Source organism: Cognatishimia sp. WU-CL00825, assembly GCF_040364665.1.
Classification (GTDB): domain Bacteria; phylum Pseudomonadota; class Alphaproteobacteria; order Rhodobacterales; family Rhodobacteraceae; genus Cognatishimia.
Genome location: NZ_BAABWX010000002.1, coordinates 257,179 through 280,364, shown reverse-complemented (window position 1 = coordinate 280,364; position 23,186 = coordinate 257,179). Strand labels below are relative to the sequence as shown.

At 54.7% G+C, this 23,186-nt stretch carries 20 protein-coding genes; 5 read left to right on the top strand and 15 right to left on the bottom strand.

The genetic code is table 11. The features are described 5' to 3' along the window. Positions 1 to 39: 39 nt before the first annotated feature. From ABXG94_RS12120 to ABXG94_RS12090, 7 genes are all read right to left on the bottom strand, one after another. Complete coding sequence (locus tag ABXG94_RS12120) at positions 40 to 1,161, bottom strand: alanine/ornithine racemase family PLP-dependent enzyme (RefSeq protein ID WP_353534505.1); 1,122 nt, start codon at positions 1,159 to 1,161, stop codon at positions 40 to 42. Next, the gene (locus tag ABXG94_RS12115) at positions 1,158 to 2,348 is read right to left on the bottom strand and encodes an N-acetyltransferase DgcN family protein (protein WP_353534503.1); all 1,191 of its coding nucleotides are present in this window, start codon (positions 2,346 to 2,348) and stop codon (positions 1,158 to 1,160) included. The genes ABXG94_RS12120 and ABXG94_RS12115 overlap by 4 nt, the downstream gene beginning before the upstream one ends. Before the next feature lie 66 nt (positions 2,349 to 2,414). After that, on the bottom strand, positions 2,415 to 3,137 hold the full coding sequence (locus tag ABXG94_RS12110; protein ID WP_353534501.1) for a hypothetical protein: 723 nt from the start codon (positions 3,135 to 3,137) through the stop codon (positions 2,415 to 2,417). A gap of 94 nt (positions 3,138 to 3,231) precedes the next feature. After that, complete coding sequence (locus ABXG94_RS12105; protein WP_353534499.1) at positions 3,232 to 3,585, bottom strand: hypothetical protein; 354 nt, start codon at positions 3,583 to 3,585, stop codon at positions 3,232 to 3,234. Between the two features lie 591 nt (positions 3,586 to 4,176). Then, the gene (locus ABXG94_RS12100) at positions 4,177 to 4,950 is read right to left on the bottom strand and encodes a hydroxypyruvate isomerase family protein (RefSeq protein ID WP_353534498.1); all 774 of its coding nucleotides are present in this window, start codon (positions 4,948 to 4,950) and stop codon (positions 4,177 to 4,179) included. Between the two features lie 120 nt (positions 4,951 to 5,070). Further along, on the bottom strand, positions 5,071 to 7,050 hold the full coding sequence (locus tag ABXG94_RS12095) for an acyl CoA:acetate/3-ketoacid CoA transferase (RefSeq protein ID WP_353534496.1): 1,980 nt from the start codon (positions 7,048 to 7,050) through the stop codon (positions 5,071 to 5,073). 102 nt (positions 7,051 to 7,152) lie between these two features. Further along, positions 7,153 to 8,487 (bottom strand): aminotransferase-like domain-containing protein, encoded by a 1,335-nt coding sequence (locus tag ABXG94_RS12090; protein WP_353534495.1) that lies wholly within the window; start codon positions 8,485 to 8,487, stop codon positions 7,153 to 7,155. Positions 8,488 to 8,576: 89 nt separating this feature from the next. On the opposite strand from ABXG94_RS12090, the gene ABXG94_RS12085 reads away from it, so the two are divergent. Then, complete coding sequence (locus tag ABXG94_RS12085; protein WP_353534494.1) at positions 8,577 to 9,743, top strand: MFS transporter; 1,167 nt, start codon at positions 8,577 to 8,579, stop codon at positions 9,741 to 9,743. Between the two features lie 66 nt (positions 9,744 to 9,809). On the opposite strand, the gene ABXG94_RS12080 is transcribed toward ABXG94_RS12085, so the two are convergent. From ABXG94_RS12080 to ABXG94_RS12060, 5 genes are all read right to left on the bottom strand, one after another. Next, positions 9,810 to 10,910 (bottom strand): S-methyl thiohydantoin desulfurase family protein, encoded by a 1,101-nt coding sequence (locus tag ABXG94_RS12080; protein WP_353534492.1) that lies wholly within the window; start codon positions 10,908 to 10,910, stop codon positions 9,810 to 9,812. A 28-nt stretch (positions 10,911 to 10,938) separates the two neighbouring features. Next, positions 10,939 to 11,730, bottom strand: a complete 792-nt coding sequence (locus ABXG94_RS12075) for an ABC transporter permease (protein WP_353534490.1) — start codon at positions 11,728 to 11,730, stop codon at positions 10,939 to 10,941. Further along, positions 11,727 to 12,578 (bottom strand): ABC transporter permease, encoded by an 852-nt coding sequence (locus tag ABXG94_RS12070; RefSeq protein WP_353534488.1) that lies wholly within the window; start codon positions 12,576 to 12,578, stop codon positions 11,727 to 11,729. Before ABXG94_RS12070 ends, ABXG94_RS12075 begins: the two co-directional genes overlap by 4 nt. Beyond that, positions 12,575 to 13,624 (bottom strand): ABC transporter ATP-binding protein, encoded by a 1,050-nt coding sequence (locus tag ABXG94_RS12065; RefSeq protein ID WP_353534486.1) that lies wholly within the window; start codon positions 13,622 to 13,624, stop codon positions 12,575 to 12,577. The genes ABXG94_RS12070 and ABXG94_RS12065 overlap by 4 nt, the downstream gene beginning before the upstream one ends. Before the next feature lie 86 nt (positions 13,625 to 13,710). Then, a complete protein-coding gene (locus tag ABXG94_RS12060) occupies positions 13,711 to 14,760 on the bottom strand; it encodes an ABC transporter substrate-binding protein (RefSeq protein WP_353534484.1) in 1,050 nt (349 codons plus the stop codon). A 187-nt stretch (positions 14,761 to 14,947) separates the two neighbouring features. On the opposite strand from ABXG94_RS12060, the gene ABXG94_RS12055 reads away from it, so the two are divergent. The 4 genes from ABXG94_RS12055 (at position 14,948) to ABXG94_RS12040 (ending at position 19,786) form a co-directional block, all read left to right on the top strand. Further along, on the top strand, positions 14,948 to 15,865 hold the full coding sequence (locus tag ABXG94_RS12055; protein WP_353534482.1) for a LysR family transcriptional regulator: 918 nt from the start codon (positions 14,948 to 14,950) through the stop codon (positions 15,863 to 15,865). A 169-nt stretch (positions 15,866 to 16,034) separates the two neighbouring features. Further along, complete coding sequence (locus ABXG94_RS12050; protein ID WP_353534480.1) at positions 16,035 to 17,171, top strand: M14 family metallopeptidase; 1,137 nt, start codon at positions 16,035 to 16,037, stop codon at positions 17,169 to 17,171. Between the two features lie 171 nt (positions 17,172 to 17,342). After that, entirely contained in the window at positions 17,343 to 17,651 is a 309-nt protein-coding gene (locus tag ABXG94_RS12045; RefSeq protein WP_353534478.1) for a Dabb family protein, read from the top strand. Between the two features lie 53 nt (positions 17,652 to 17,704). After that, the gene (locus tag ABXG94_RS12040; protein WP_353534477.1) at positions 17,705 to 19,786 is read left to right on the top strand and encodes an FAD-binding protein; all 2,082 of its coding nucleotides are present in this window, start codon (positions 17,705 to 17,707) and stop codon (positions 19,784 to 19,786) included. A gap of 34 nt (positions 19,787 to 19,820) precedes the next feature. Here the strand turns inward: ABXG94_RS12040 and ABXG94_RS12035 are convergent, their stop codons facing one another. From ABXG94_RS12035 to ABXG94_RS12025, 3 genes are all read right to left on the bottom strand, one after another. After that, positions 19,821 to 20,318 (bottom strand): heme-degrading domain-containing protein, encoded by a 498-nt coding sequence (locus ABXG94_RS12035; RefSeq protein ID WP_353534475.1) that lies wholly within the window; start codon positions 20,316 to 20,318, stop codon positions 19,821 to 19,823. Between the two features lie 107 nt (positions 20,319 to 20,425). After that, entirely contained in the window at positions 20,426 to 21,424 is a 999-nt protein-coding gene (locus ABXG94_RS12030; protein ID WP_353534473.1) for a LacI family DNA-binding transcriptional regulator, read from the bottom strand. 158 nt (positions 21,425 to 21,582) lie between these two features. Then, positions 21,583 to 23,178 carry a GMC family oxidoreductase gene (locus ABXG94_RS12025; protein ID WP_353534471.1) on the bottom strand — a complete coding sequence of 532 codons (1,596 nt, stop codon included), beginning with the start codon at positions 23,176 to 23,178 and terminating at the stop codon, positions 21,583 to 21,585. Positions 23,179 to 23,186 lie beyond the last annotated feature (8 nt).

Here is a 23,186-nt window from a genome sequence, read left to right as displayed (position 1 = left end):
CTCCTCGTGAATTTGTTGGGCACATTGGGGCGAAATCGTTCAAACCAATGCTAGGTGTTTGCTTGGGCCTTGGTGATGATGTGTGTTTTGATCCGGTCGATCATCATGCAGAATTGTTAGAATATCAGGAGCGGCCATGGCGCGCATCAAGGCGCCATAGTTCATGTTAAACTGCATTTCCGATCCAACGCAGAGCGCTGTGTCTTTGGCACCAACAACCAGATGATCACTTGTTGCACCGATGAGAGTATTGCCCGACGGCATCGAGAGCCCTGCCGCATCCGTGTCCTGATACCCAATGGCAAGAATGATACGCGTCGTTTCTGAAGTGGCGGGAACAAGCCGAATTGTTGCCAAGGTAGGATCGGCACAGTTCATAGGTTGGCGCGCACAGATGGTGTCTGTCTCAATAACTTCGGCGACAAGCGTGAAGGCATCTCGAAACATTCCACCGATCTGATTCCCTGTGATCGGATCGACACCAAGCAGAATTGCTTCTCCGACGCGTAGATCATTAATCCGCCCTGTGATGCGCGCACCAAACGCCCATGGCAAATTTACAGAATTGCCGCCAGATACTGTATCAAGCGATGGGCCACTTTGTTTTTCGACGTCAATGGCAAGAATAGACAAAGCCTGCATCTTGGCGGCGGTTGGTGCAATCCCACTCAGACACGCGAAGTTGGCTCCAATGCCTTTCAGCACCACGCCGGGCATGTCCACCACCTGCTGAGCCATATGGCCGATGTCTTGTGGCATGATCCCTTCTCGTTGGTCACCCATTTCGACCATCAGAATAATGCCGTGAACCTTGTTTTGCTGGAGCGCGGCAACAGCCAAGGCCTCAATCACAGTAACCTCTGTGTTGTAGCTCGCCTCGCAGAATTGCACCACGTCATCGACCTGGCTCAGCATTGGAGTTCTGATCAAGGTGATTGGGCAAGTCATCCCAACTTGGCGTAAGCGCCTAACATTGCTCAACCGCGCCTCGGCCAAACCCTGTGCGCCACCATCAAGCATTGCTTGGGCGATGGCCGGATGGCCACACACAGCTTTGGTCACTGCGCTCACGCGGATGCCACCCACCTTTAACCGCTCGACAATCGTGCGAGTGTTGTGGCGTATCTTGCGCAGATCAACGTCTATGCGCGGGCACTTCAAATCGCGCCCAACGACGTTTCTTGCTGTAGACCGGGATAAGCCCCAACAACCATGTCGAGCAAATGTGCAGCTGGTCTGCTGAGAACATCAGTCACAGGCAGGCTGAGTTTTTTTGTCAGGTGGGCAATGGTGTTTGTGATCTCGGTTTCAGACATACTTTCGTGATTGAGCGTAACGCCGATGACCTTGGTGTCAGCAAATGCCTCGATCAAAGCAATCTCACTCGCCGGTGTGGGCATTCGCATGTCAGGAAAATCGCAACGATGGGCCCGTTTGGGAGCATGCTGAAGGATGACAGCGTCCGGTTGGCTACCGCGTAAGATAAAGGCTGATGTGCAGAACGCTGGATGGCTCAATGCACCTTGGCCTTCGATCAAAATCACTTCGGGTTGCTCCGCTTCTGAGGCCGCAACAATAGCGCCCTCAAGTTCGCCGCAGCAGAATTGGGGCGGCACGGCATCCATGGCCACACCATATTTTGCGCCCTGCATCAGACCCGTCTGGCCTGTGCCCACCAGTACAGTCTTGACGCCGATCGCGTTCAAATGCCGGGCCAAAACCGTTGCAGTGGTTCTTTTGCCAATGGCGCAATCGGTTCCAAGAACAGCAATCCGCAGAGCAGCGACCCCAGCGACACTGCCGTCAAATAAACGCATATCTTTGCTGGGCTTTGGTTTGCGGATGTCGCGCAAGGTGACTTGTCTTGCTATCGCCGCTTGCGTGATTTCGGAGTCGTCGCTCAGATATTCATGCAAGCCACTAACGATGTTCATTCCACGCGCGATTGCATCGAGCACGACGCCACGATCAAAAGTCGAAAGCTGCCCTGATGAGGGAGCCATTCCATAGATGAATGTATCAGGCTTATGGAGCTCGCGGCCGACGGCAGCATCTAGGTCTTTGAAAATTGGTATATTGTTCAAAACGTCATCCAGAACCTGCCCGCTGTTCTCACCGCTGCGGGTACTGTCGATGACCGAGACAATTTGGTACGCCTCTGAATGACGCACAAGGCCGTTCGCTGTCTTGCCATCAATTTTGGCAAAGTTGCCTTCGCAATAGACAACCGCGGTCGGGATCTGAGTGAGCGAAGACGTTCGTGTCGGTTTGTCACCGATCATAGGAGGCGCTTGAGCGCCCCTGATGGGACGGCGTACAGTATCACCCGTCTGGATTTCGGTTTTCATTTTGTTTCCTTTAATAGCGCGACTGTTACAGGACCTGTGCTGAAGCGGGCATCTTGGTGCATGCGCTTAGTTTTTAAGAACGCACTGGCCCTTGGATTTCTGAAAGTTCCGGTTGCATTCCCACCGGTTTCCAGACCTGTCGAGATGGGCATTTTCAGGGACATTGATCGCTTCGCAGCCCGCACCTGCAACTTCATAACCCCTCTCGCATTTCCATCCTGAGCCGTAAGATGTGCTGTCAAGAATTGCGAACTCTGGAATGACTATTGCCGCGCATAGACCGTCTCGTTCAAAGAACCCACGTTCACAGGTCCACAGCTGTCCGTAACGAGATCCAGTAAGATACCCGTTGATCGGAACCTCAATTGCACTGCACTTGTCGTTGTCCTTCTCAAACCCACGTCTACATTCCCATGCTGACCCATAGGAGGCTTTCACCAGGTAGCCGTTTTCCGGCACGATGACCTCTTGGCAGATATTATCAACTTTGAAAAATCCGCGCAGGCAGTGCCAGCGTTTGCCCGAAGGGTCCAAGAAACCGCCATCGGGGACAATCACTGCAACGCAGGTTGTTTCATCAATCTCGCGATAGCCATGGTGACATTCCCATCCGGAACCATAGGCGCGCAGCGTTTCATACGCATTTTCCGGGACCACAATCGCTGAACAGGTGTCACCTGATAGCCGGTACCCGATATTGCATTCCCAACCATCCCCATAACTCTTTGCGCTGGCGTTTTCAGGCATGGTTTGTGAGATCGCAGGCAACACCAAGATTAGAAGCGCCAAAAGTGGTCCGAAGAAAAAGGCCCAAAGAACTCGGGTACTGGTAAACCTAGGAGCGTCGCAAATTGCGAATGTCGATTGTGGTAATGCAGTGGATTTATGACCCATCCAAATTAAGCCCCGCGAGACAAGCTTCTGCAAGGTTGCGGTCTGAAGCATCTGAACCGGGGCGGATCGCCCATCCCGTTTCCATCATTGCTTTGCGGCGGCCAAAGCCGGAGAGATCCCCAAGATTTGTAAGTTTCTCTGCGCGTTCCGGATCGGACTCTGAGTTGTTCAGACACACCGGAACCATCGCCAAAGTCACTTCTTCAATCGCCAAGTCCTGAGCCATAGTCTGGGCACTGCCGCTTGTCGTCCAACCACCCCACGTAAAGCCAAGGATAGAAATCGCAACCGCACCACCCAACGCACCGTAAAGGCCGGGTTTCGTCCATTCAGGAAAAGTCATTTGTTGATCCTTTGACGGAGAAAGCGCCGCCTCACTATTTTTACGCTGACACGATATGGTATCAGAGGCGTATCTACGTTGTGCCGATGGTCGGCACCGCGCTGTTCTTGTCTGACCCCAGTTCAGGGGCTAGAGCAGCCGTCAAAGTTGCCTGTACCTACGGCAAGGACGTTGCGGTCGTGCGCGATAACATCGGCACCCTTCCCAATGTCATTGCCCTGATGCGGCACGTGACAGTTGAATTTTTATGATAGAAGATCGTCGTCCGCTCTGGCAGGCGATACGCCTCTGCCGAAGTAAACCACAACTTTGTATCCTTCATATAACATTTTAGCGCTTTGATTACAATGTTAGTTGGGTTGAACGGGGTTCTAATACCGCCCATGACCTTTATTTGAGAGCAGGGCGAACCGTCGATTGTGAGTGTCGCAGCTAGCCCGTTAATTCACGCACTCGCTATGCCTATGCCGAAAGCTGCCGATCGTGCGTCGCGCAGCTTTTTACACATTGGGCTCGATCCGGACATGCCGCGCCAATGCATAGTTAAGGGCTTGGGTGTTGAAACACACAGCCATGGTTGCGTGAATGGGGTTAGCCGCAGTGTGCCTTTTGCGCCTTGAGCCAGCCCAATGACTGTTCCGTGTCGCCTTGCGGTTTATATTCAGCCCCAATCGCCGCGCTGTGGCCCAAGGTTTTTAAGAGCGAAAACACCTTGTTATAGTCAAGTTCCCCGTGATCGGGCGCACCACGATCCGGCACTGCGGCGATCTGTATGTGGCCGATCCACGGCTGCAAATCAGTGAGCTGCTGAAACACATCACCCCCCATGCGTTGCACATGGTAACAGTCAAACATCAGTTTTAGATTTGCCGCCCCCAGCGCGTTGATGAACGTCAGGGCCTGATCGGTTGTTGTCAGAAAATAGCCCGGAATGTCATGGCTGTTGATCGGTTCAATCAAGATGGTTTTGCCGCAGTCTGCGGCTTTTTCACAGGCATAACCCAGGTTGTCCGCAAAGGTCTGCGCGGCGGCGTCACCTGTGGCGATCCCGGCCATAACATGAATGTTGGGGGCCTGAATGGCCGTGGCATAAGCGATGGCTTGATCTATGGCGGCCCGCGCTTCTTTGCTGCGCCCCGGCAGGGCAGACAGCCCAAATTCACCTTTGTTGATGTCACCGCGCGCCGTGTTCAGGCCAAGCATCGTTAACCCGGTGGCGTGCAACGCGGCCTGCACATCTGCTGTTGCATGCTCATAAGGCCAATGACATTCAACCGCATCAAAGCCCGCGGTCTTTGCAGCCATAATGGCGTTTGGCAACGGCATATCGTTCCAAAGGAAACCCAAGTTAGCGGAAAATTTCACGATGTGCCCTCCTGAGCGATAGACCGCGAGGCGACGCGTTTTGACCCGTATTTAGACCGGACGACGGGATCGGTTCAAGCCAATCAAGGGGCAGATCGGGCAGAATTTCCGTAACCGAACTTAGGGTTTCCTGCTGCTGTTGGGGGCCGTCGCAGGGGTCTTGTTTGCAGCGGACGCCCCGATAAAGCGGCTGGCTTGGGCTTTGTTTTCAAAAATATGGGTGCGCGCGTCTGGAAACACCCTGTGCAATTTCATACGCATAAACGCAGAGCCAGAATACCGGCTGACATTGCTGTAATAGCGCTGGGTCATGTCCTCTACCATGCGCGCCCAATCCGCTTCGAGCATTTCATCAATCTGAAAGCCATCATAATTGGCAATCACATCCACCCGCCCGGACAGCCCCTCGCAGGTTTTGGTCACGATCTGGCGCACACGGCTGATATCCTCGGCCGAGCGCACACGCATTTTTTCGAAATTCAGGAACAATTGACCGGTTTCTATATCCACGGCGATCCGGCTGGGCAGATCAAGATGCAGCAAATCATTGCGCAGCCCCATCTCGGCCTCTTGAAAAATGCGCGCATCCATCTGGCGCACTTCGGCAACAATCGGCGCGACGTCCATTTGCCCCAGAATGTCGCGTTCCATATCAACGCCGGGGGCGATTTCCACCAGTTTGAGCCCCTGGGGTGACAGTTCAAAAACACAGCGCTCTGTGACAAACAACACGGGCTGGCCGATGCGCGCGGCGCGGGGGCCTGAAAAGGTAATTTGCTCGACCGCTTGAATAAGCTTTCGGACAGCGCCTTCCTTGCGGATGTTTATGTGGCCATCATGCACCTGAACGTCGAGCCCTGCGGTGGTGAAGGTGCCGGCAAACACAACGCGTCGGGCGTTTTGACTAATGTTGATAAAGCCACCAGCACCGGCCAGCCTTGGTCCGAACCTTGAGACATTCACGTTGCCCGCCATATCAGCCTGCGCCAGCCCCAAACAGGCCATATCCAACCCACCACCATCGTAGAAATCAAACTGGTTGTTCTGCGGGATCACCGCATCGGTGTTGATCGCCGCCCCAAAATCCAGCCCCGAGGCGGGCTGACCGCCAATCACGCCGGGCTCTGCGGTCAGGGTCAGGTGGCTTAGCAAGCCCTCTTCGGCGGCAACTGCAGCGACCCCTTCGGGCATGCCGATCCCAAGGTTAATCACCCCATTCACAGGCAATTCAAAAGCGCAGCGCCGGGCGATTATCTTACGCATGTCCAATGGCATCGGGGGAATTTCGCCCTGCGGCGCGCGAATACGGTTGGTGAAACCATGGCTATAATCCGTGCCATAGGTCTGCACATGTTGTTTTGGATCTGCCACCACTACGGCATCGACAAGAATGCCCGGAATATGGACCTCGCGGGCGGGCAGACTGTGGGCCTCTGCGATCCTTTCGACCTGCACAATCACCACGCCACCGGCGTTTTTAACTGCCATGGCCTGAGCCAAATTGTCGATCAACAGCGCCTCGCGTTCCATCGAGATATTGCCCGCTTCGTCTGCCGTGGTGCCCCGCAACAACGCAACGGTGATGTTTTGGGCCGGGTAAAACAGGTAATCTTCGCCGCCTATCTTGATCAGTTCAACCATGGGTTCGGTGCTGATGTCATTGATTGCGCCGCCCCCGAGCCGTGGATCAACAAAGGTTTCAAGGCCGACCTTGCTTACCATTCCAGGTTTGCCCGCCGCGATATCCCGGTAGAGCTGACTGATGCAGCCCTGCGGCAGGTTCCAGCCCTCGATTTTGCCCTCGATGGCCAGTTTGGCCACCTTGGGGATCAATCCCCAATGCCCGCCGATCACGCGCTTTAGCAGCCCCTCGTGTCCAAGATGATTGAGACCGCGGTCTTTGCCATCACCTTGCCCCGCGGCAAACACCAGCGACAGATCTGCCGGGTGGCCGCTGTCCAGAAACCGGGTCTCGATCGCCGATAACAGCGCGTCTGGAACCCCAATACCAACGAAACCAGAAGTGGTGAGGGTGTCACCATCCCGGATTAGGGCGGCAGCTTCAGCGGCGGAGACAACTTTGCGTTTCATAGGCATCATTTCACGCCTCAGACCTTTCTGCGTCAACTGCTAATGCAAATAGGTATTGCCTGGGCTGGGAAAGAACTGTGATGCGCATCAGAGTGGGGACTGCCCTGCCCCTCATGCGACGCGCGCATTGCCAATTGTGTCATAAACCGTTTGAAAAACCTGTTCTAGCGCATCGCTGGGCACGCCACCAAAGGCCAGACGCAGGGCCTGCGGGATGGCAACGGTGGTGGCAAATGCTGCGGCACCAGACACCGAGATGCCCTGTTCTTTGAGGCGCGCAATGAGGGGGTCGGCTCGGCTGCCTTTATGCAGCGGCACCCAAGCAAAGCCCGCATTGGGATGTGACACAACCGACGCTGGACCCAATATCTGCTGGCAAAGGTGCTGACGCGCTGCGCCGTCCTGCCTGCGCGCCTGTTCGCGGTTTTGCAATGTCCCGTCTTGGATCCAACCGGTGACCAGACCAGATATCAGCGCTGGTGCATTCCAAGTTGTGGCCCGGATGGCCTCTTGCAGTCTAATCTGGCAAGGTTTGGGGGCGATCAGAAAGCCCAAACGCAGGCCTGTTGCGAGGCATTTGGAATAGCTGCCCACATAAATCGTGCGCTCGGGTGCCAGCGTCACAAAGCTGGGGGGCGGGTTGGGTTCCAGAAAGGCATAAGCCGCGTCTTCGATTATCTGCAGGTCAAATTTGCGCGCGATTTCGACAATACGCCGGCGGGTCGGCAAATCGATGACCCCGCCTAACGGATTGTGAACGGTGGGCATCAGATAGACCGCGCTGAGCTTGTGCGCGCGGCATTGTTTTTCTAGATCATCCGCGTCCATCATCCCGCGCGGCCCTTGTACAGGAACAAGGCCAAGCCCCTGTAGCGCCGCGACGGATTTGAAGCCGGGATAGGTTAAGGCGTCAGTTGCAATGGCATCGCCGCGCTGAAAAAGTCCGAGAGCCAACAGCGCCAGCCCGTGCTGGCCGCCAGAGGTGACCAAGAGCTGTTCTGGATCGACGGGGCCAAGCCGTGGCGCAAGGCTGTCTGCGATGATGCGGCGTTCGTGCAAACGCCCGGCATGAGGTTGATAGCGCAGCATAGCGTCCAGATCGCCCGCTGCCGAAAGCCGTCGCAGCCCCTTGCGCAGCATCTCGGCATCCGCAGCCTCGCCGGGCATGTTAAAGACAAGGTCAATCAAGCCATCACTGGCCGTTTGATGCACCCCAAGTGTGAGCGGCACTCCAAGGTCCCGCACAAAAGTGCCCCGGCCCGCTTCGCCCGTTATCAAACCACGGCGCGCAAGCTCTTGGTAGACGCGCGTCGCCGTTGCCAATGCCACATGGCATTGCTCTGCAAAGGCGCGATGGGTTGGCAATTTCTGACCCGGGGCCAGTTTGCCATCCTTGATCGCCCCCGCAAGCATATCCGCAAGTCGTAAGTAACGGGCTTTGGTCATGTTTGCGCTGTACCTAGTACAATAGAAAAATTGTCATAGTGAATTGGTCATGGCATTTCGACCTAAAGTCAATGTTTGAGGTCAGTGCCATGTCCAAGTTATCCGCCGCTACCGGGCTAGCGCTTGCGCTGTTCACGGTGACATTTGCGGTCAACCTGCAAGCACCGCTGTATGATGTTTACGCGGCGCAAAGTGAGGTCGGTGCCACGGCAGTCACCCTGGCTTTTGCCGCCTATGTTGGGGGGCTGATGCCCACGCTTTTGTTACTGGGCGGTCTTTCTGACCGCATCGGTCGCCGGGTGCCCATTGCGCTGGCCTTGATGCTTGGTGCCATGGCCACGGCCCTGCTGGCCCTTGTCCCAAACTGGACAACTCTGGTGGCTGCGCGGGTTTTGCTGGGCATTGGAACCGGGCTCGCAACGCCTGCTGGCACGGCCTATATGACCGAAATCTTGGGGACCCAGCGCGCCAAAACTGCGGCGCTGATCGTCACTTCGGCGACGTCTTTGGGGTTTGGAGGCGGGGCGTTGGCCACCGGAATCAGCCTAGGTGTGCAAGGGCCAACTTTATGGCCTGCCAGCTATTTCCTGCTGTTTGTCGCCGCCCCGGTGCTTGCCGCTATTGTCTTTTGGCTGCCTCGCTTGGGTGTGCGCCGCCGGGTTTCCCCGCTGCGCCTGCCGGTTTTTCCAGCGGGCACTTGGGTGTTTGGCGCGGCCATGGCGCTGGCGTGGTCAACAACCGGTATGACCATTGCCGTTGTACCGCTTGAACTGGCGGCAAACGCGCTGGGTGGCTGGACTGGCCTGGTGATTTTTCTGGCGATTTTTGTCGGATTTTTGTGCCAGCCCCTGGCCCGTCGCATGTCTAACGCAGCGGCGCTTGGACTGGGGTTTGTGCTGATCCCGCTTGGGTTTTTGATGCTGTTGGTCGGGGTGTGGCTGAAGATTTTGATTTGCGTATTGATGGGCACATGCATCACCAGTGCCGCAAGCTATGGTTTCACCTATCTGGCGTCGTTGGCTGAAATTTCGGCGCGTGCACCTGGCGAACGGGCGCGGGCCACGGCGGGTTTGTTTGTCTATGCCTATCTTGGCTTTTCGCTGCCGGTGATTGCCAGTGGCGCATTGGCAGATCGGCTTGGCCTGTTGGCCGCCCTAAGCGTTTTTGCGGTGGCACAGATTGGGGCCACACTGATCATTGTGGCGCTTTGGCGGAGGATCGCTGTTGACCGGTTAGGGTCGCTGGAGGTGCGATGATTGGTCGATTGACCGCGCGGCAACCTTGGGCTGCTTGGGTTTGCCGCGCGCTTGCGCTTTGTCGGCCTACGTAATCGCAGGCCTATAGGGTTGGTCAAGCCCAAGATAAGACGGCCCAAATGCAGACAGCCCTTTTGGTGTTGTAAACGGGTCCGGAGCTGGCAGGATCACGACGGCCACATTTTGCCCTTTATAGTAATTTGGGTTTGTCACCGGAGCGCCGGTATCGGTGTCAATCAGGCAGATCAAATCTGGAATCGTGGCATGAATGACCTGATTGAGGCGGCCAATCATATTTTCATTTTTCAACCAGATATCATAGGTGCTGCCTGCCTGTTCACCCTGCCCTTGAATAGAGATTTCCCCGATGGTGAAACCCGTTTCGGTTTTCCAATTGTTTTCACCTACGACACCACGGAAAACGACAAGCCCATTGCCTTCTTTTGCGACGACACTTGCGACGTCTTCTCCGGTTACCCTGGCAAGCCGCCAGGCTTCGCCCATACGCATTGCCATGGAAATGGCACCGGGAATGACCGCGTGGCGGATTTCGCGGATTTCCAGGGCATGATCGATGGCAGCAACATCGTTTCTGCTGACCACAGACAGCGCCCGCACGATATGCTCGGCGCGTTCATCATCTATCACGTTTTCACAGATGATGGATTCACCGAACGCATTCGCAACAACAATCGGCGCTGCCGGTAGACCGTGTATATAATAAGTCGAATGAGTGATTTCTGGCACCGCGCGCCCAGCGGGGTCCGCATCGATGATATAGGCGTCAGACATGGCGGCCGCATAGAATGCGGTGGCCGTATTTGAACCTCCAAGTTCGCAGGAGATCGTGCCATAAAACCTGCGCCCCAGATAATCTTGGAACCGACGATATGCGGCGAGTATTGAGGGTTCTGTCTGGCGTGGCAGGCGGGCGTATTTCTGTTCTTCCTCTTCCGGCAAAGGAGAGATCGCACCAAGCATATAAGGGGTGCACACCAGAGCGTCCTGCGGTGCCTCGTCCAAGCTGACCATCTTAAAGCTTTTACCTTTGGCAAGCGCATCGTCGATCAAAGCGAGACCGTCTGAAAGTTCGCCGCCTCCACCGGTGCCAAGAATAGCTGCGCCATGGAGGATATCTTCTAGATTCTGTCGAGACAGTGTTTGCATGTCATTGGATCCGAATAAGAGGGTGCGTTTAGTCGCGAGAGGCACCCAGGAGTTTAAGAAGATCGGTGAAGGTAGAGAGCACCAGCAATGTTCCGATGGTCAGTATCGCAAAACCCATTGCCGCAGAGGCAACCACCGGGGTGTAGCCGTAGCGCACGTTGTTAAAGATACGGATGGGCAGCGTTTCAACCGCAAAGCCGGAAACCATGTAGGAGATCAGGTATTCGTTGACCGAAATGATTGCGACCAGCGCATAGCCCGTGATGGCGTAAGGCAGAACAAGTGGGAATATCACCTTGGCAAAGGTCTGCCAGGGCGTGGCTCCCATGGTACGCGATGCCTCGATCACATCATCAGACAAGGCGGCAAATCCGCGGGCGATGATGACAAGCGGTAGGGTCACAAAAAATACGCCGTGAGAGATCACTGTGGCTTCGGCCCGGCCATACCACCCCATTTCGGCCCAGAACACGCTGGCCCCCATGGCAATGATAATTGGCGGCAACATAAAGGGACCAAGCCCAAGCCCAAAGACCAACCGCCCAAAGCCTGATTTCAATCGCCACAACACATAGTTTGCCGCCAAAGCGATTGTCACGGCGATCAAACCGGCAAGCACCGCGATGACCAGTGAATTGCGGATGGGCAACAACCAGTCAGGTTCTGTCAAAAGCTGGGTATACCATTGCAACGACAGCTCTTGTGGTGGAAAGGAAATGTTGCTTGCTGCGTTAACCGAGACCCCCGCCACAATCAGGAACGGCAAGATCAACCCGGTGGCGATGGCACAAATAAAGAGACGTTTCAAAACACGTGTCATGATTTTTCTCCTGCGCTTTTGTCGCGTGCGGCAAACATCAGCCCGGTAATAATCAGCAAAGTGAACACCAACATGATGACCGATAGCGCGGCCCCAAGGGGCATGTTTGCGTCGCCTACGGCTTTGTCGGTGATGATCACTGTCATGTTCCAGTCTTGTGGCCTGCCCAACATGGTCGGCATGACAAAGACTCCCAGGAAATAGACAAACATTGTCACAAGCGCCGAGAGGATACCCTGTTTGAAGTTCGGCAAGATGACTTTGGCAAACACCCAAATCGGCGGCGTGCCCAGGGTCAAAGCGGCCTCTTCGATGCTGCGGTCGCGACGGGCCAATTGCGGCAAAAACATCAGCGCCACCAGCGAAAAGCCAAGCGTCACAAATCCAACCATCATAGCCCCGAAACTGGGCGACAGCGAACGGGGATCTTGCCAAAGGCCAATCCAACCGAGAAACTTGGGAATTCCAGAGTTTTCAGAAAACAATATCAGCCAGGCAAAACCGATGATCACCTCGCTTAGGCACATCAAGGACAAAAGCAAAATCACCCAGAAAAGTTGCCAGCGGCGCGGCATGTCGACGATGATATACATCGCGGGAAACGCCAGAAGCACCACAAACAGAGCCCCAAGCGACGCCGAGGAAATCGACCGCATCGAGATGGTATAGTAAAAGCTGGAAAAGAACTTGGCGTAGTTATCCCAAACAAAAGCAGGATTATAAAAGCCCAGCGGATCGCGCTCGTAAAAGCTGACCAGCACCATAAAGGCGAGTGGTGCCAAGAAGAAGAGGCTCATCATGAAAAGCGGAAAAAGCCCGATCATATGCGGAACGATGCGACCCCTCATGACGGGATCACCCAGGCATGGTCGAGATCAAAGTCAATCTCGACACGATCACCAACGGCAAACTGTGGTGCCCGGTCTGACACCATCGTATGCACAAATGAGCGGTCTCCGACGCTCAGTTCGGTTTCAATAGACGCCCCCAAAAGCCGCACAAAATCGACGGTCCCGACCAGTCCCTGACTGTCTTGGTCTGCTGGTCGCAAACGCAGATATTCTGGGCGCACGGCAATGGTGTGTTTGCCTTGCATATTGGCCATGTCACCTGATGGGATGCCCAGCTTGGCCCCTTCGAGGTCAGGCTCTTGTCCGGGAGAGAATATGGGGCTGAATATATTATTTGTTCCCATAAAGCTGGCGACAAAACGGGTTTGGGGCTGCGCATAAACCTCTGTAGGCGTGCCGGCTTGTTCGACGCGACCCTCGTTTAAAATGACGATCCGGTCGGCGATAGACATGGCTTCGTTTTGGTCATGTGTCACAAAGATCGTGGTCACACCCAGTTTACGCTGAAGTTTTTTAACCTCGATTTGCAGGTGCTCGCGCAGGCCCGCATCAAGGGCGCTGAAAGGTTCATCCATCAGAAAGAGTTTTGGTTCGATTGCCAGCGCCCGCGCAATGGCCACGCGTTGACGCTGCCCGCCCGAGAGGGCCGAGATTTTTCGATCATACAGACCAGTAAGACCCACGACCTCTAAGAGTTTCTTGGCTTTTTCTTTTCGCTTGGCCTTGGCGATCCCCCGCACCTCCAGCCCATAGGCTATGTTGTCGCCAACATTCAGATGCGGAAACAAAGCAAGGCTTTGGAAGACCATGCCAACGTTGCGCTTGTGGCATTCGGTCAAGGAGAGGTCAGACCCGTCTAGCAGCAGTTCACCAGAACTTTTGGCCTCTAGTCCAGCAATGATGCGCAACAAAGTGGTTTTGCCGCAGCCAGACCCGCCCAGAAGGCAGATGAATTCGCCGGAATTGATTTCAAGGTTCACGTCGCGCAGCGCAGTGAATGTGCCAAACGACTTTTCAATATTGGAGAGGGTCAAGGCGGTCATAAGCGCAACTTTCATTTTGACGGGTCGGCAACCGGGAATATTGCTCTGCCAACCCGTCTGGAATCATGTGTTAGAATTCGGCTGATCTATTGCGAGATCATCTCGAGGTATTTGTCAGACAGCCAGTCACCTTCGCGCAAATGCACGTCGGTTTGGTTTCTGATTGCAGTGCCAGAAGAGCTGACCGAGGCGAATTCTGCATCCGTCAAATCCATGGTCTCACGTTTGGCAACAGGGGCCACACCCAGAATGCGCGCCAGCTTAGCCTGAATATCCGGGCGGATCATATAGTTGATGAATTGCGCGGCGGCATCGATGTTTTTTGAGTCACGTGGCACAATCCAATAGGCGTCTCCGAGAATGCCGCCTTCTTTGGGAAAGGTTGATGCCACTGGGAGCCCGTCGCCCGCAGACAGCATTGTGACGTCGTGGTAATACAGGCCGCCTGCCAGCTCACCAGCTTCGAGGCCTTGTTGAAATTGCCCCTCATCGCGGTACCACAATTGCACCTGCGGTTTCAGTTCTGCAATCTTGGCGATGATTTTTTCAAGACCTTCGCGGGTTTGCATGGTTTCATACCCGTCAAAGAACGTCAGCGCGGTGGCTTCGATCAACCCACTGTTAGAATTTGACGTCAGGCCCAACTTGCCCCCCCAATCTTGTGTCCATAAATCGGCCCAAGAGGCGGGCGCATCCGGGGCGGCATTGGTATTGGTCACAAAGGTTGTGAACCAGGTCAGTGCCCCAACTGCGTTCAAGGTTCCACTGTCGCCAACTTTGGTGAACCCATCCAAAAGCGTGGCGGTGTTGGGAATGTCGGCGGCGTTCAAATTGGCCCAAAGACCAATCGACTGACCGCGCAGAAAAACCTCGTCTGCTACCAGCGACAAATCGGCGGGGGCCTTCTTTGCGCGGGCTGCATTGGTCAACTGGGTCAGCCATGCCTGATCAGCTGGCTGGGCGATCGAACGGACGGTGATGCCCGTTTCTGCTGTGAAACCAGGATAAATTTCGGACTTCAATGTTTCTTCAAAGAAACCACCCCAGGCACTCACGGTGATATTTTCTGCCGCAAGCGCACCCGCCGATGCGACCATCAGGCCGGCGGCAAGCGCATATGTTTTTGCATTGCCCATGTTTTCACTCCCTGTGTTTAATGTGTAAGCGCTAAGATATGGCTTGCCCTTACAGGATTATTTCATATCAACTTGGATAGAGTGCCCACGTTATTTGAACCATATCGTTTGGATGATGTATGTATAACTCGGCCTGCATGCATAACGTATTTAGGTTAGATATCACCGACTTCGGGTAGGAATGATTATGCGTCTTTCTGACATAGACTTACGTCTTTTGCGTGTTTTCAAGGCCGTGGCCGAGGCGGGCGGCTTTGTCAAAGCCCAGGGGCAGCTTGGAATCAGTCAGCCGGCCATCAGTGCTCATATTGCCAATCTAGAACAGCGACTGAACGTGCGCCTGTGCAATCGCGGCCGCCAAGGTTTTTCGCTGACAAAGGCCGGGCAGGACGTTTTGACAGAGACCAACCGGATGCTGAGCCATCTGGATTCCTATGCGGCGCGCCTGAATGAAATCGGCGGTCGTGCCACCCAATTTATTCGCATCGGTCTGGTTGATTGTCTGGTATCTGACGACGCCAATCCAGTGACAAGGGCCATCCAAGAGACCAACGCCGCCTTTAAGCAGTTGCGCATACAGATCGGGGTTTATGATTTTCTGGATTGTCTGACAGAGCTGCGCGCCGGTCGGCTTGATATTGTTATTGTTGGCGCAACCTGGCTGTCGGAAGTGCCCGAGGACTTGGTCAGCGCGCATTTATATGCGGAAAAAAGCGCGTTATTTTGCACACCCGCCCACCCCTGTGGCCTGACCAATGAAACCTCCGAACAGGTAAAGTTGCTGCGTGAAAGTAAAATTTCGGCCCATAGTTTTATCAATAACCCAATCGAAAAAGGCTTGGAAATTCACTTGCACGAGGAAGACGCAGAGATTTCCCAGGGCAATATGGAATCGACCACCTATTTGACTTTGGCGGGCACTCATGTCGGGCTTATCCCGTTGCATTATGCACAACGCTGGGTGTCCAGCGGGCAACTCGTGCCGGTTGCGCCTGATCGTTATGAGGTCACTTCCCAAATTCATGCGGTGCGACTGCAATCTGGGTCCCCGTCTGATGTAGAGCTTCATTTCTGGAACGCATTGCAGTCAAGCACCCCAGAATAGCGCGCTGCATCGCTAGAGCTGATGCAAACATAACTTCTCTGATCTGTATCGCTGTTTTTAAATCCGTTACCTGAGGTCAGATCCCGTCAGCAAGCACATGCAGGCACGCGTTATGCGGCTTTATCGTGTCGCGTGGGGCGGTCAAACACACATGCACTGGGGGCAACAAATGCGTATTGATTCAGGGTTTGACGGGGGCAACATCGACGTCATTTCATGTGAAGACGCCGGTAATATCACGCTGCATATTCGACAGGACAGCTGTGCAGCGCACGCCCAGTGGTTTTACTTTCGCGTCTTAGGCGCTGGTGGCAAAGATTGCCGTTTTTCCATTACCAACGCAAAAGAGGCCTCTTATCCCGAGGCCTGGCCAGATGGGTCCGTTGTGATGTCCCACAATCAGCAAGACTGGTTCCGCGTGCCCACCACCTACCACGACGGGCGTCTTGGCTTTTGCTATTCAAATCCATCAGATGTCTTATATGTGGCCCTCAGCCCGCCCTATTCTTATGCGCGTCATCAAAACCTGATCTGTCGCGCTTTGGCGTCGGATCTTTGCCAGCTTCAGGACTGTGTGGCGACCGTAGAAAACCGATCTGTCGAGATTTTGAAATTTGGCAGTGCGCGGCCTGAGGCACCGGCTGTCTGGATCATCGCCCGGCAACACCCCGGTGAACCCATGGCAGAGTGGTTTATGGAAGGGCTCATCGACCAACTGCTTTGCCACCAGGACCCTTTGGCACAAGCTTTGCGGCAAAATCTGCGATTTTATCTTGTGCCAAATATGAACCCGGATGGCAGTATCGCTGGCAATCTGCGCACAAATGCGGCGGGTGTCGATTTGAACCGGGCATGGGACTCACCCTCACGCGTCAGAAGCCCGGAGGTGTCTGGGGTGATGTCTTTGATGGACCGGCTTGGCGCAGATATGTTTCTAGACATTCACGGGGATGAAGAATTTCGATTTGTATTTGCGGCAGGCTGTGAAGGCATACCAAATTTTGATGCAGAAATGGCCGCATCTGATGGCGCGTTTCGCAGGCATTTTCGCCAAGAAAACCCTGATTTCTCTCTTAAAAATGGGTACCCGGCTGACGCGCCCGGCACCGCCGATCTTTCGATTGCCTGTAACCAAATTGGCCATCGTTTTGGCTGTTTTTCTATGACCATTGAAATGCCCTTCAAGGACAACGCTGAGCGATTGGACAAGATCGAAGGTTGGGGCACACAGCACAGCAAAGCATTGGGCGAAGCGGTGCTATTTCCGATCGCGAAACACTTTGGGGTTGTGGAAAACCAAACCTAGAATGTGAACCTGACCCGCGTCCTCGGTCTGCCCGTCTTGTCAGATATTGACGTCTGCCGGCAAATTCTCTAGAAGAAATTGGAACGTTCCAATTAATAGTGTTGATTGGGGCAAAACATCTTTAACAGAACGCAAACTGTACTTTGATTGCGAAGACGCAAAGGCTGACCCATGATCCGACATATCGTTTTGACCAAATTTCAATCCCAAACCCCAGAGAGCACCATAACAGAGATTTATGCAGGGCTGGGTGACCTGACGCGCGCTCTGCCGGGGGCCTCGAACTTTGGCGGCGGGAAATCGCAAAGCCCCGAGCAAATCGAACGCGGATATATGCATGGGTTTAGCATCGACTTTGAAAGTTGGGACCACCTGCAGGCCTATTCTGATAATGCTCAGCACAAAGTGCTTGGCGGGCGTATTGTTGAAAATGCTCAGGGTGGATTGGACGGGGTGCTGGTGCTGGATATCGAAATCTAGCCGCGTGGCCTTCCAATTCAATTAAAATTTTCCCTAAGCGATGGAACCATCCCGTGTCTGCCAAAATCCCTCAGCATATCCTTGACGCATTGACCGATGTTAAAATGCCGCGTCTGGCACCCGAACCAGACTTTGGCGCGCCCATCGAGGTTGCGGGCCATCGTATTCCGGTGCACGCATCAGACTGTTTGATTGTCGGAAGCGGTGCAGCCGGGCTGCGCGCCGCGGTCGAGCTGAAACGCCGGTCCAGCAATGTCAGCATCATAAGCCAAAGCGCCTGGGGCGGCACGTCGGCTTGTTCGGGATCGGACAAACAAACGTTGCACACCGCAAATAGCGCAGACACGGGTGACAATTTCAAAGCCATGGCCCGCGCCATTCGCGCGGGTGGCGCGATGGACCAAGACACCGCCTATGTCGAAGCAGTTGGCTCACCTCGGGCCATGGCCTCTTTGCAATATCTGGGGCTACCTCTGCCGCAGGATCCGCTTGGCGGCACGTTGCGCTATAAAACTGATCACGACGAGGTTGGCCGCGCCACAAGTTGCGGGCCGCGCACGTCGCGTTTGATGGTGCAGGTGCTTGCACAGGAAATGATCCGCCTTGGCATTCCGCTGTTTAACCAAACAAGCGCGCTAAAAATATTGACCGAGGGCAAAGGCCCAAACCGCCGCGTAACGGGGGTGCTTGCCGCGCGCACCAAGGCGCAATCGCCTCGCAATCCTTTGGGCTTGGTCCTGTTTCGCGCCAACACATTGGTTTTGGCAGCAGGTGGTCCGGGCGAGTTATATCGCGACAGCGTGTTTCCAAACGGTTGCTTTGGCTCTTTGGGATTGGCGCTCGAAGCTGGCCTGGAACTGGTAAATCTGACCGAGAGCCAATTTGGCATCGGAACCCGTCGCGAAGGGTTTCCGTGGAATTTGTCTGGCACCTATGTGCAAGCCATGCCGCATATCTATTCTGTCGATGACACCGGTGCAGAGCACCATTTTTTGGCGCAATATTACCGAACCACCCAAGAGCTGGCCTCTAATATCTTTCGAAAAGGCTATCAGTGGCCGTTTCACGCTACCCGCATGTTAGACTTTGGGTCCAGCTTGATCGACATTGCAATTTACCGCGAATCCGCGCTTGGCCGCCGGGTCTTTATGGACTTCAACCGCAACCCATTGCCGGTGGACGGAGATGCACCCTTTGATATTAAGCGGCTAGACGAAGATGTCAGTGCCTATTTGACAACTGCGGGTGCCCAACAAGCACAGCCACTTGCACGGTTGCATCATATGAACCCCCTCGCGATCGAGCTTTATCGTCGCTACAAAGTCGACATCACCCAAACCCCGCTGGAATTTGCAGTCAACAACCAGCATATGAACGGTGGCATTGCTGTGGACACCTGGGGCCGCACCAATCTGACGGGCACCTATGCCATTGGCGAAGCGGCAGGCACCCATGGCGTGACGCGGCCGGGTGGTGCGGCGCTGAATGCTGGTCAGGTGTTTGGAACGCGGGTGGCGGAACATATCGCCGCCCATCAAGCGGCCCGGTCTTCCCAGCCTGCAACAAAGAATGCAGATCAGTCGGCGGCTGTGTCAGAGTTGATCAATATTCTAAATACAGAAAGCCCGCTGCATGCCAGCGACGTGCGCCATCAGGTTCAGGCGCGTATGAGCGACAACGCCGGTATCGTCTGTACCGCTGACGCCGTTAAAAAGGCGCTTGGCGAGAGCCAAGACTTAAACCAGAAAATTCAAGCAACCGGCCTGCGATGCCAAAAGCCAAATGATCTCACCAGAGCAGTGCAATGGCAGCAAATCTCGCTGGCTTCAGAAGCCGTATTGGCAGCGTTGGATCATTACATTTCGCAGGGTGGGGGCAGCCGTGGCGCGCGCGCCATTTGCGATGATGCCGGCGACGCCCTACCGCAGGCAAAATCTGGCCCCTTGCAAGAGCTGCGGTTTCGCAGCGAGCGACAAACAGATCTTGATCACCAGATTATTGTACAAATGGTCGATGGCAAGTTGCAGATATCCACCCGCCCAAACCGCCTGTTCGACGAGGCGGCAACCTCGTTTTTTGAACGGGATTGGCCGGCCTGGTTGACCGGTGGGATCTTTGATCTGGAAAGGGGTTAACAAACTAGCCCCACCGCCTCAAACGCGCTGAAACCTATGAGTGTTCCGAGGCGCTGTTCAAATAGGCCGCGATGGATTGAACCACCAAATCATGGTCTTGCACCTGCGGCAAACCAGAGACCGTTATCGTCCCAACAACACCAACACTCTTGAGGACAATGGGAAATGCCCCCCCAAATGCGGCAAAGGTGTTTGGCGGCAGCATGTATTTCTGTTCCAAAGTGGTGCCAGCATCACGGCACAAAGCGCCCATGTACAAGGAACTGTGGTGAAACCGCTCTACAACGCGGTTTTTGCGCAATATCCATTGCGCATTGTCTGGCGTCGCCCCTGGCATCGCGGTGTGAAACAAACACTGCCCCGACAGCGTGACATCAATCGCAATTGGCAACTGGGCTTTTTGCGCCCGCGCCGCTAGATCCAAGCCGATCTTTAGGGCAATCGCTGACCCAAATTCGCCAAAGACCAAGCTATCCTCCTGATTTTGAATGTCTTTGATCAGCTCTTTATCTGTGCGTCCAACCAGGCTCATGTAGCTTGTTCCTTTAGTGGGGCAATGGCTGCAATTGGCCATTGGAATAGTTGCAAAATTCCTGCGCATGACATGGGCTTAACCCGGTCAGATATCGACGGAGGTAATTAGGCGGTCGCCCGTAAGATAAGCTCTACGGGTTTGCGCTCGGGTGTGCCCGGATGCACACCTTTTTCCAACCAATCAAGCAACAGACCTGCCGTCCATTTGCCAAAGGCATTGACGTCGCAGCGCACTGTCGAAAGGCGCGGAAAGCTTTGTGCGGCCTCTTCGATGTCATCAAACCCGATCAGACGAAAATCGCTGCCAAGCGTGACCCCTGCTTCGGCAAAGCCAGCAATCATGCCTATGGCCACCAGATCATTAAACGCCACTGCGGCATTCACATTTGGATATTCCCGCGCTAATTTTAGTGCAGTTTCATAGCCAAACCGGCGGCTGGTATCCCCATAGAAGTTGTGCAGGGGCAGCCCCTGTTGCGCCGCCACCGTCACCAAACCGCTGCACCGTTCTATGGTGATGCTGGCATCTTTAATTCCGCCGACAAAAGCAAGCTCTCGAGCGTTGTTGGCTGCCAAATACTGTGCCGCCTCTAGACTGCCGCCGCGATAGTCCATTGAACAAAACGGAATACTGTCACCATGGGTTTCAGACTGTCGCAAGACTTGCATCGCCGGAAGGCCCGCCTTGAGCACCGCCTCGAAATCGGAACCGTCACCGCCATAACTGGGCGCAATCAATAGCGCATCCACCCCGTGCTCGAGCATCGACTCGATCACGTTGGCCTGGATTTGCGGGTCTTCGTTGGAATTGCCGACAACCGCGGCATAGCCACGCTGAGATAAAGCCATCTGCGCGCTAACGCCCAATTCTGTGTAATAAGGATTGCGCAGGTTATTTATCACAAGCCCAATCAATCCGGCGTTTGCCCCGCGTAAGTTGGCGGCACCACGATTGTAAACATAGCCCGTTTCGCGCATCGCTTTCTGCACTTTTTCGCGGGTTTCGCGCTTTACAGACGGGCTGTTTTGCAAAACCAGTGAAACCGTAGATTTTGACACTCCGGCCAATTTGGCAACGTCGATGATTGTTGGGCGTTTGATCATGTGCGCTCTTACCAAATACCCCGCCGCCGAAGCAAGAAATGCCTGCGGTCCAGACCCTGCGGCCCCCACTGCATCAACCCAGCCGTGCAGTCATGCTGGATGCAATCTACCATTGGTGTGACACCTTCAAATTTCTGCACATGTTTTTGTTTCATTTCCTATAGGCCATGGGCTGATTTGATCATGTCTGCCGCCTTTTCTGCGATCATCATTGTCGGCGCATTGGTGTTTGAAGAGATCAGCCGAGGCATGATCGAGGCGTCTACCACCCGCAGCCCATCGATGCCGCGCAGGCGCAGTTGTGGATCTAGCACCGAGGCGTCATCTGCCCCCATGCGGCAGGTGCCAGCGGGGTGGTGATCTGTTTTGGCATGGGCACAGGCAAAGTTGAAATAATCCTCATCGGTTTGCACATCAGGCCCCGGCAGAACCTCGCGTTGCACCAAGGGTTTCAGCGCATCTTGCCGCAGGATGTCCTGTGCAAGTTTCAAGCCGCGAATGGACATCTCTTTGTCATGCGGATCTGCCCAATAGTTGGGGTCAATCAACGGCGCATCAGTCGGATCATTGCTGGCAAGCCTTATGGTGCCGCGCGATCTTGGGCGCAAATAGGCAGAATTCAGCGTCACGCCGGGGTTTGTCATCTTGTTGACACCAGCCTCGATGCCAGATCCCAATCCAAGGTGAAATTGCACATCCGGCGAGCGCGCGCCTTCCTCGACATACCAAAAACCGCCGGTTTCAAACAGGCTTGACGCCACAGGCCCCGAGCGGTTGAGCAAATATTGCAACCCAGCCACCGCGGACCAATGGGGTTTGGTAAACTTGTCATAGGAATGATCCCCGGTGCATTCGACAATCGAAAACAGATCAAGGTGATCCTGAAAATTGGACCCAACTTCGGGCTGGTCCAGCACCAGATCTACCCCGTGATCGCGCAAATGATCCGCAGGCCCAATGCCCGACAACATCAAAAGCTTGGGCGAGCCGATCGCCCCGGAACTGCACAAGACTTCGCGTGTGGCCGCAATAAATTCTGCCTCTTGCCGCCCAGCGATTTCAACACCGACCGCACGCCCGCCTTCGATCACGATGCGATTGACCTGCACCCCCGTGCGCACCGTCAGATTTGGCCGCTCCATCGCGGGTTTCAAAAAGGCCACCGAAGCCGACGATCTGCGCGCGTTGCGCTGGGTGAGTTGATAAAAGCCGACGCCGTCCTGCGCCTCGCCATTCACATCTTGATTATGCGGGATGCCCAGCTCGCCTGCGGCTTTGAAATAGGCGTTACAAATCGGCAATGGCGCGCTGGGTTGGCTGACCCCAAGTGGTCCGCCTTGGCCGTGATAGATATTGTCATAGGTGTCATTGTCTTCGGATTTGCGAAAATACGGCAACACATCCTCATAGCTCCAGCCCTCGCAGCCCAGCTGACGCCATTCGTCATAATCCAAGCGATTGCCACGGGTGTAGATTTGCGCGTTAACTGTTGATCCACCCCCCAGAACTTTGGCCTGAGTGAAGCGAATAACCATGTTCTGCATGTGTTTCTGGGGCACCGTATGATAGCCCCATGATCCGATGCCCTTGGTCATTTTCGCAAAGCCCGCAGGCATTTTGTAAAACGGATGCCAATCGCGGCCCCCTGCTTCGAGCAACAACACGCGCACTGCCGGGTTTTCACTGAGACGCGCGGCCAATACACAGCCTGCCGATCCGCCACCCACGATGATAAAATCAAATTCTTTGGACATTCTCTTAT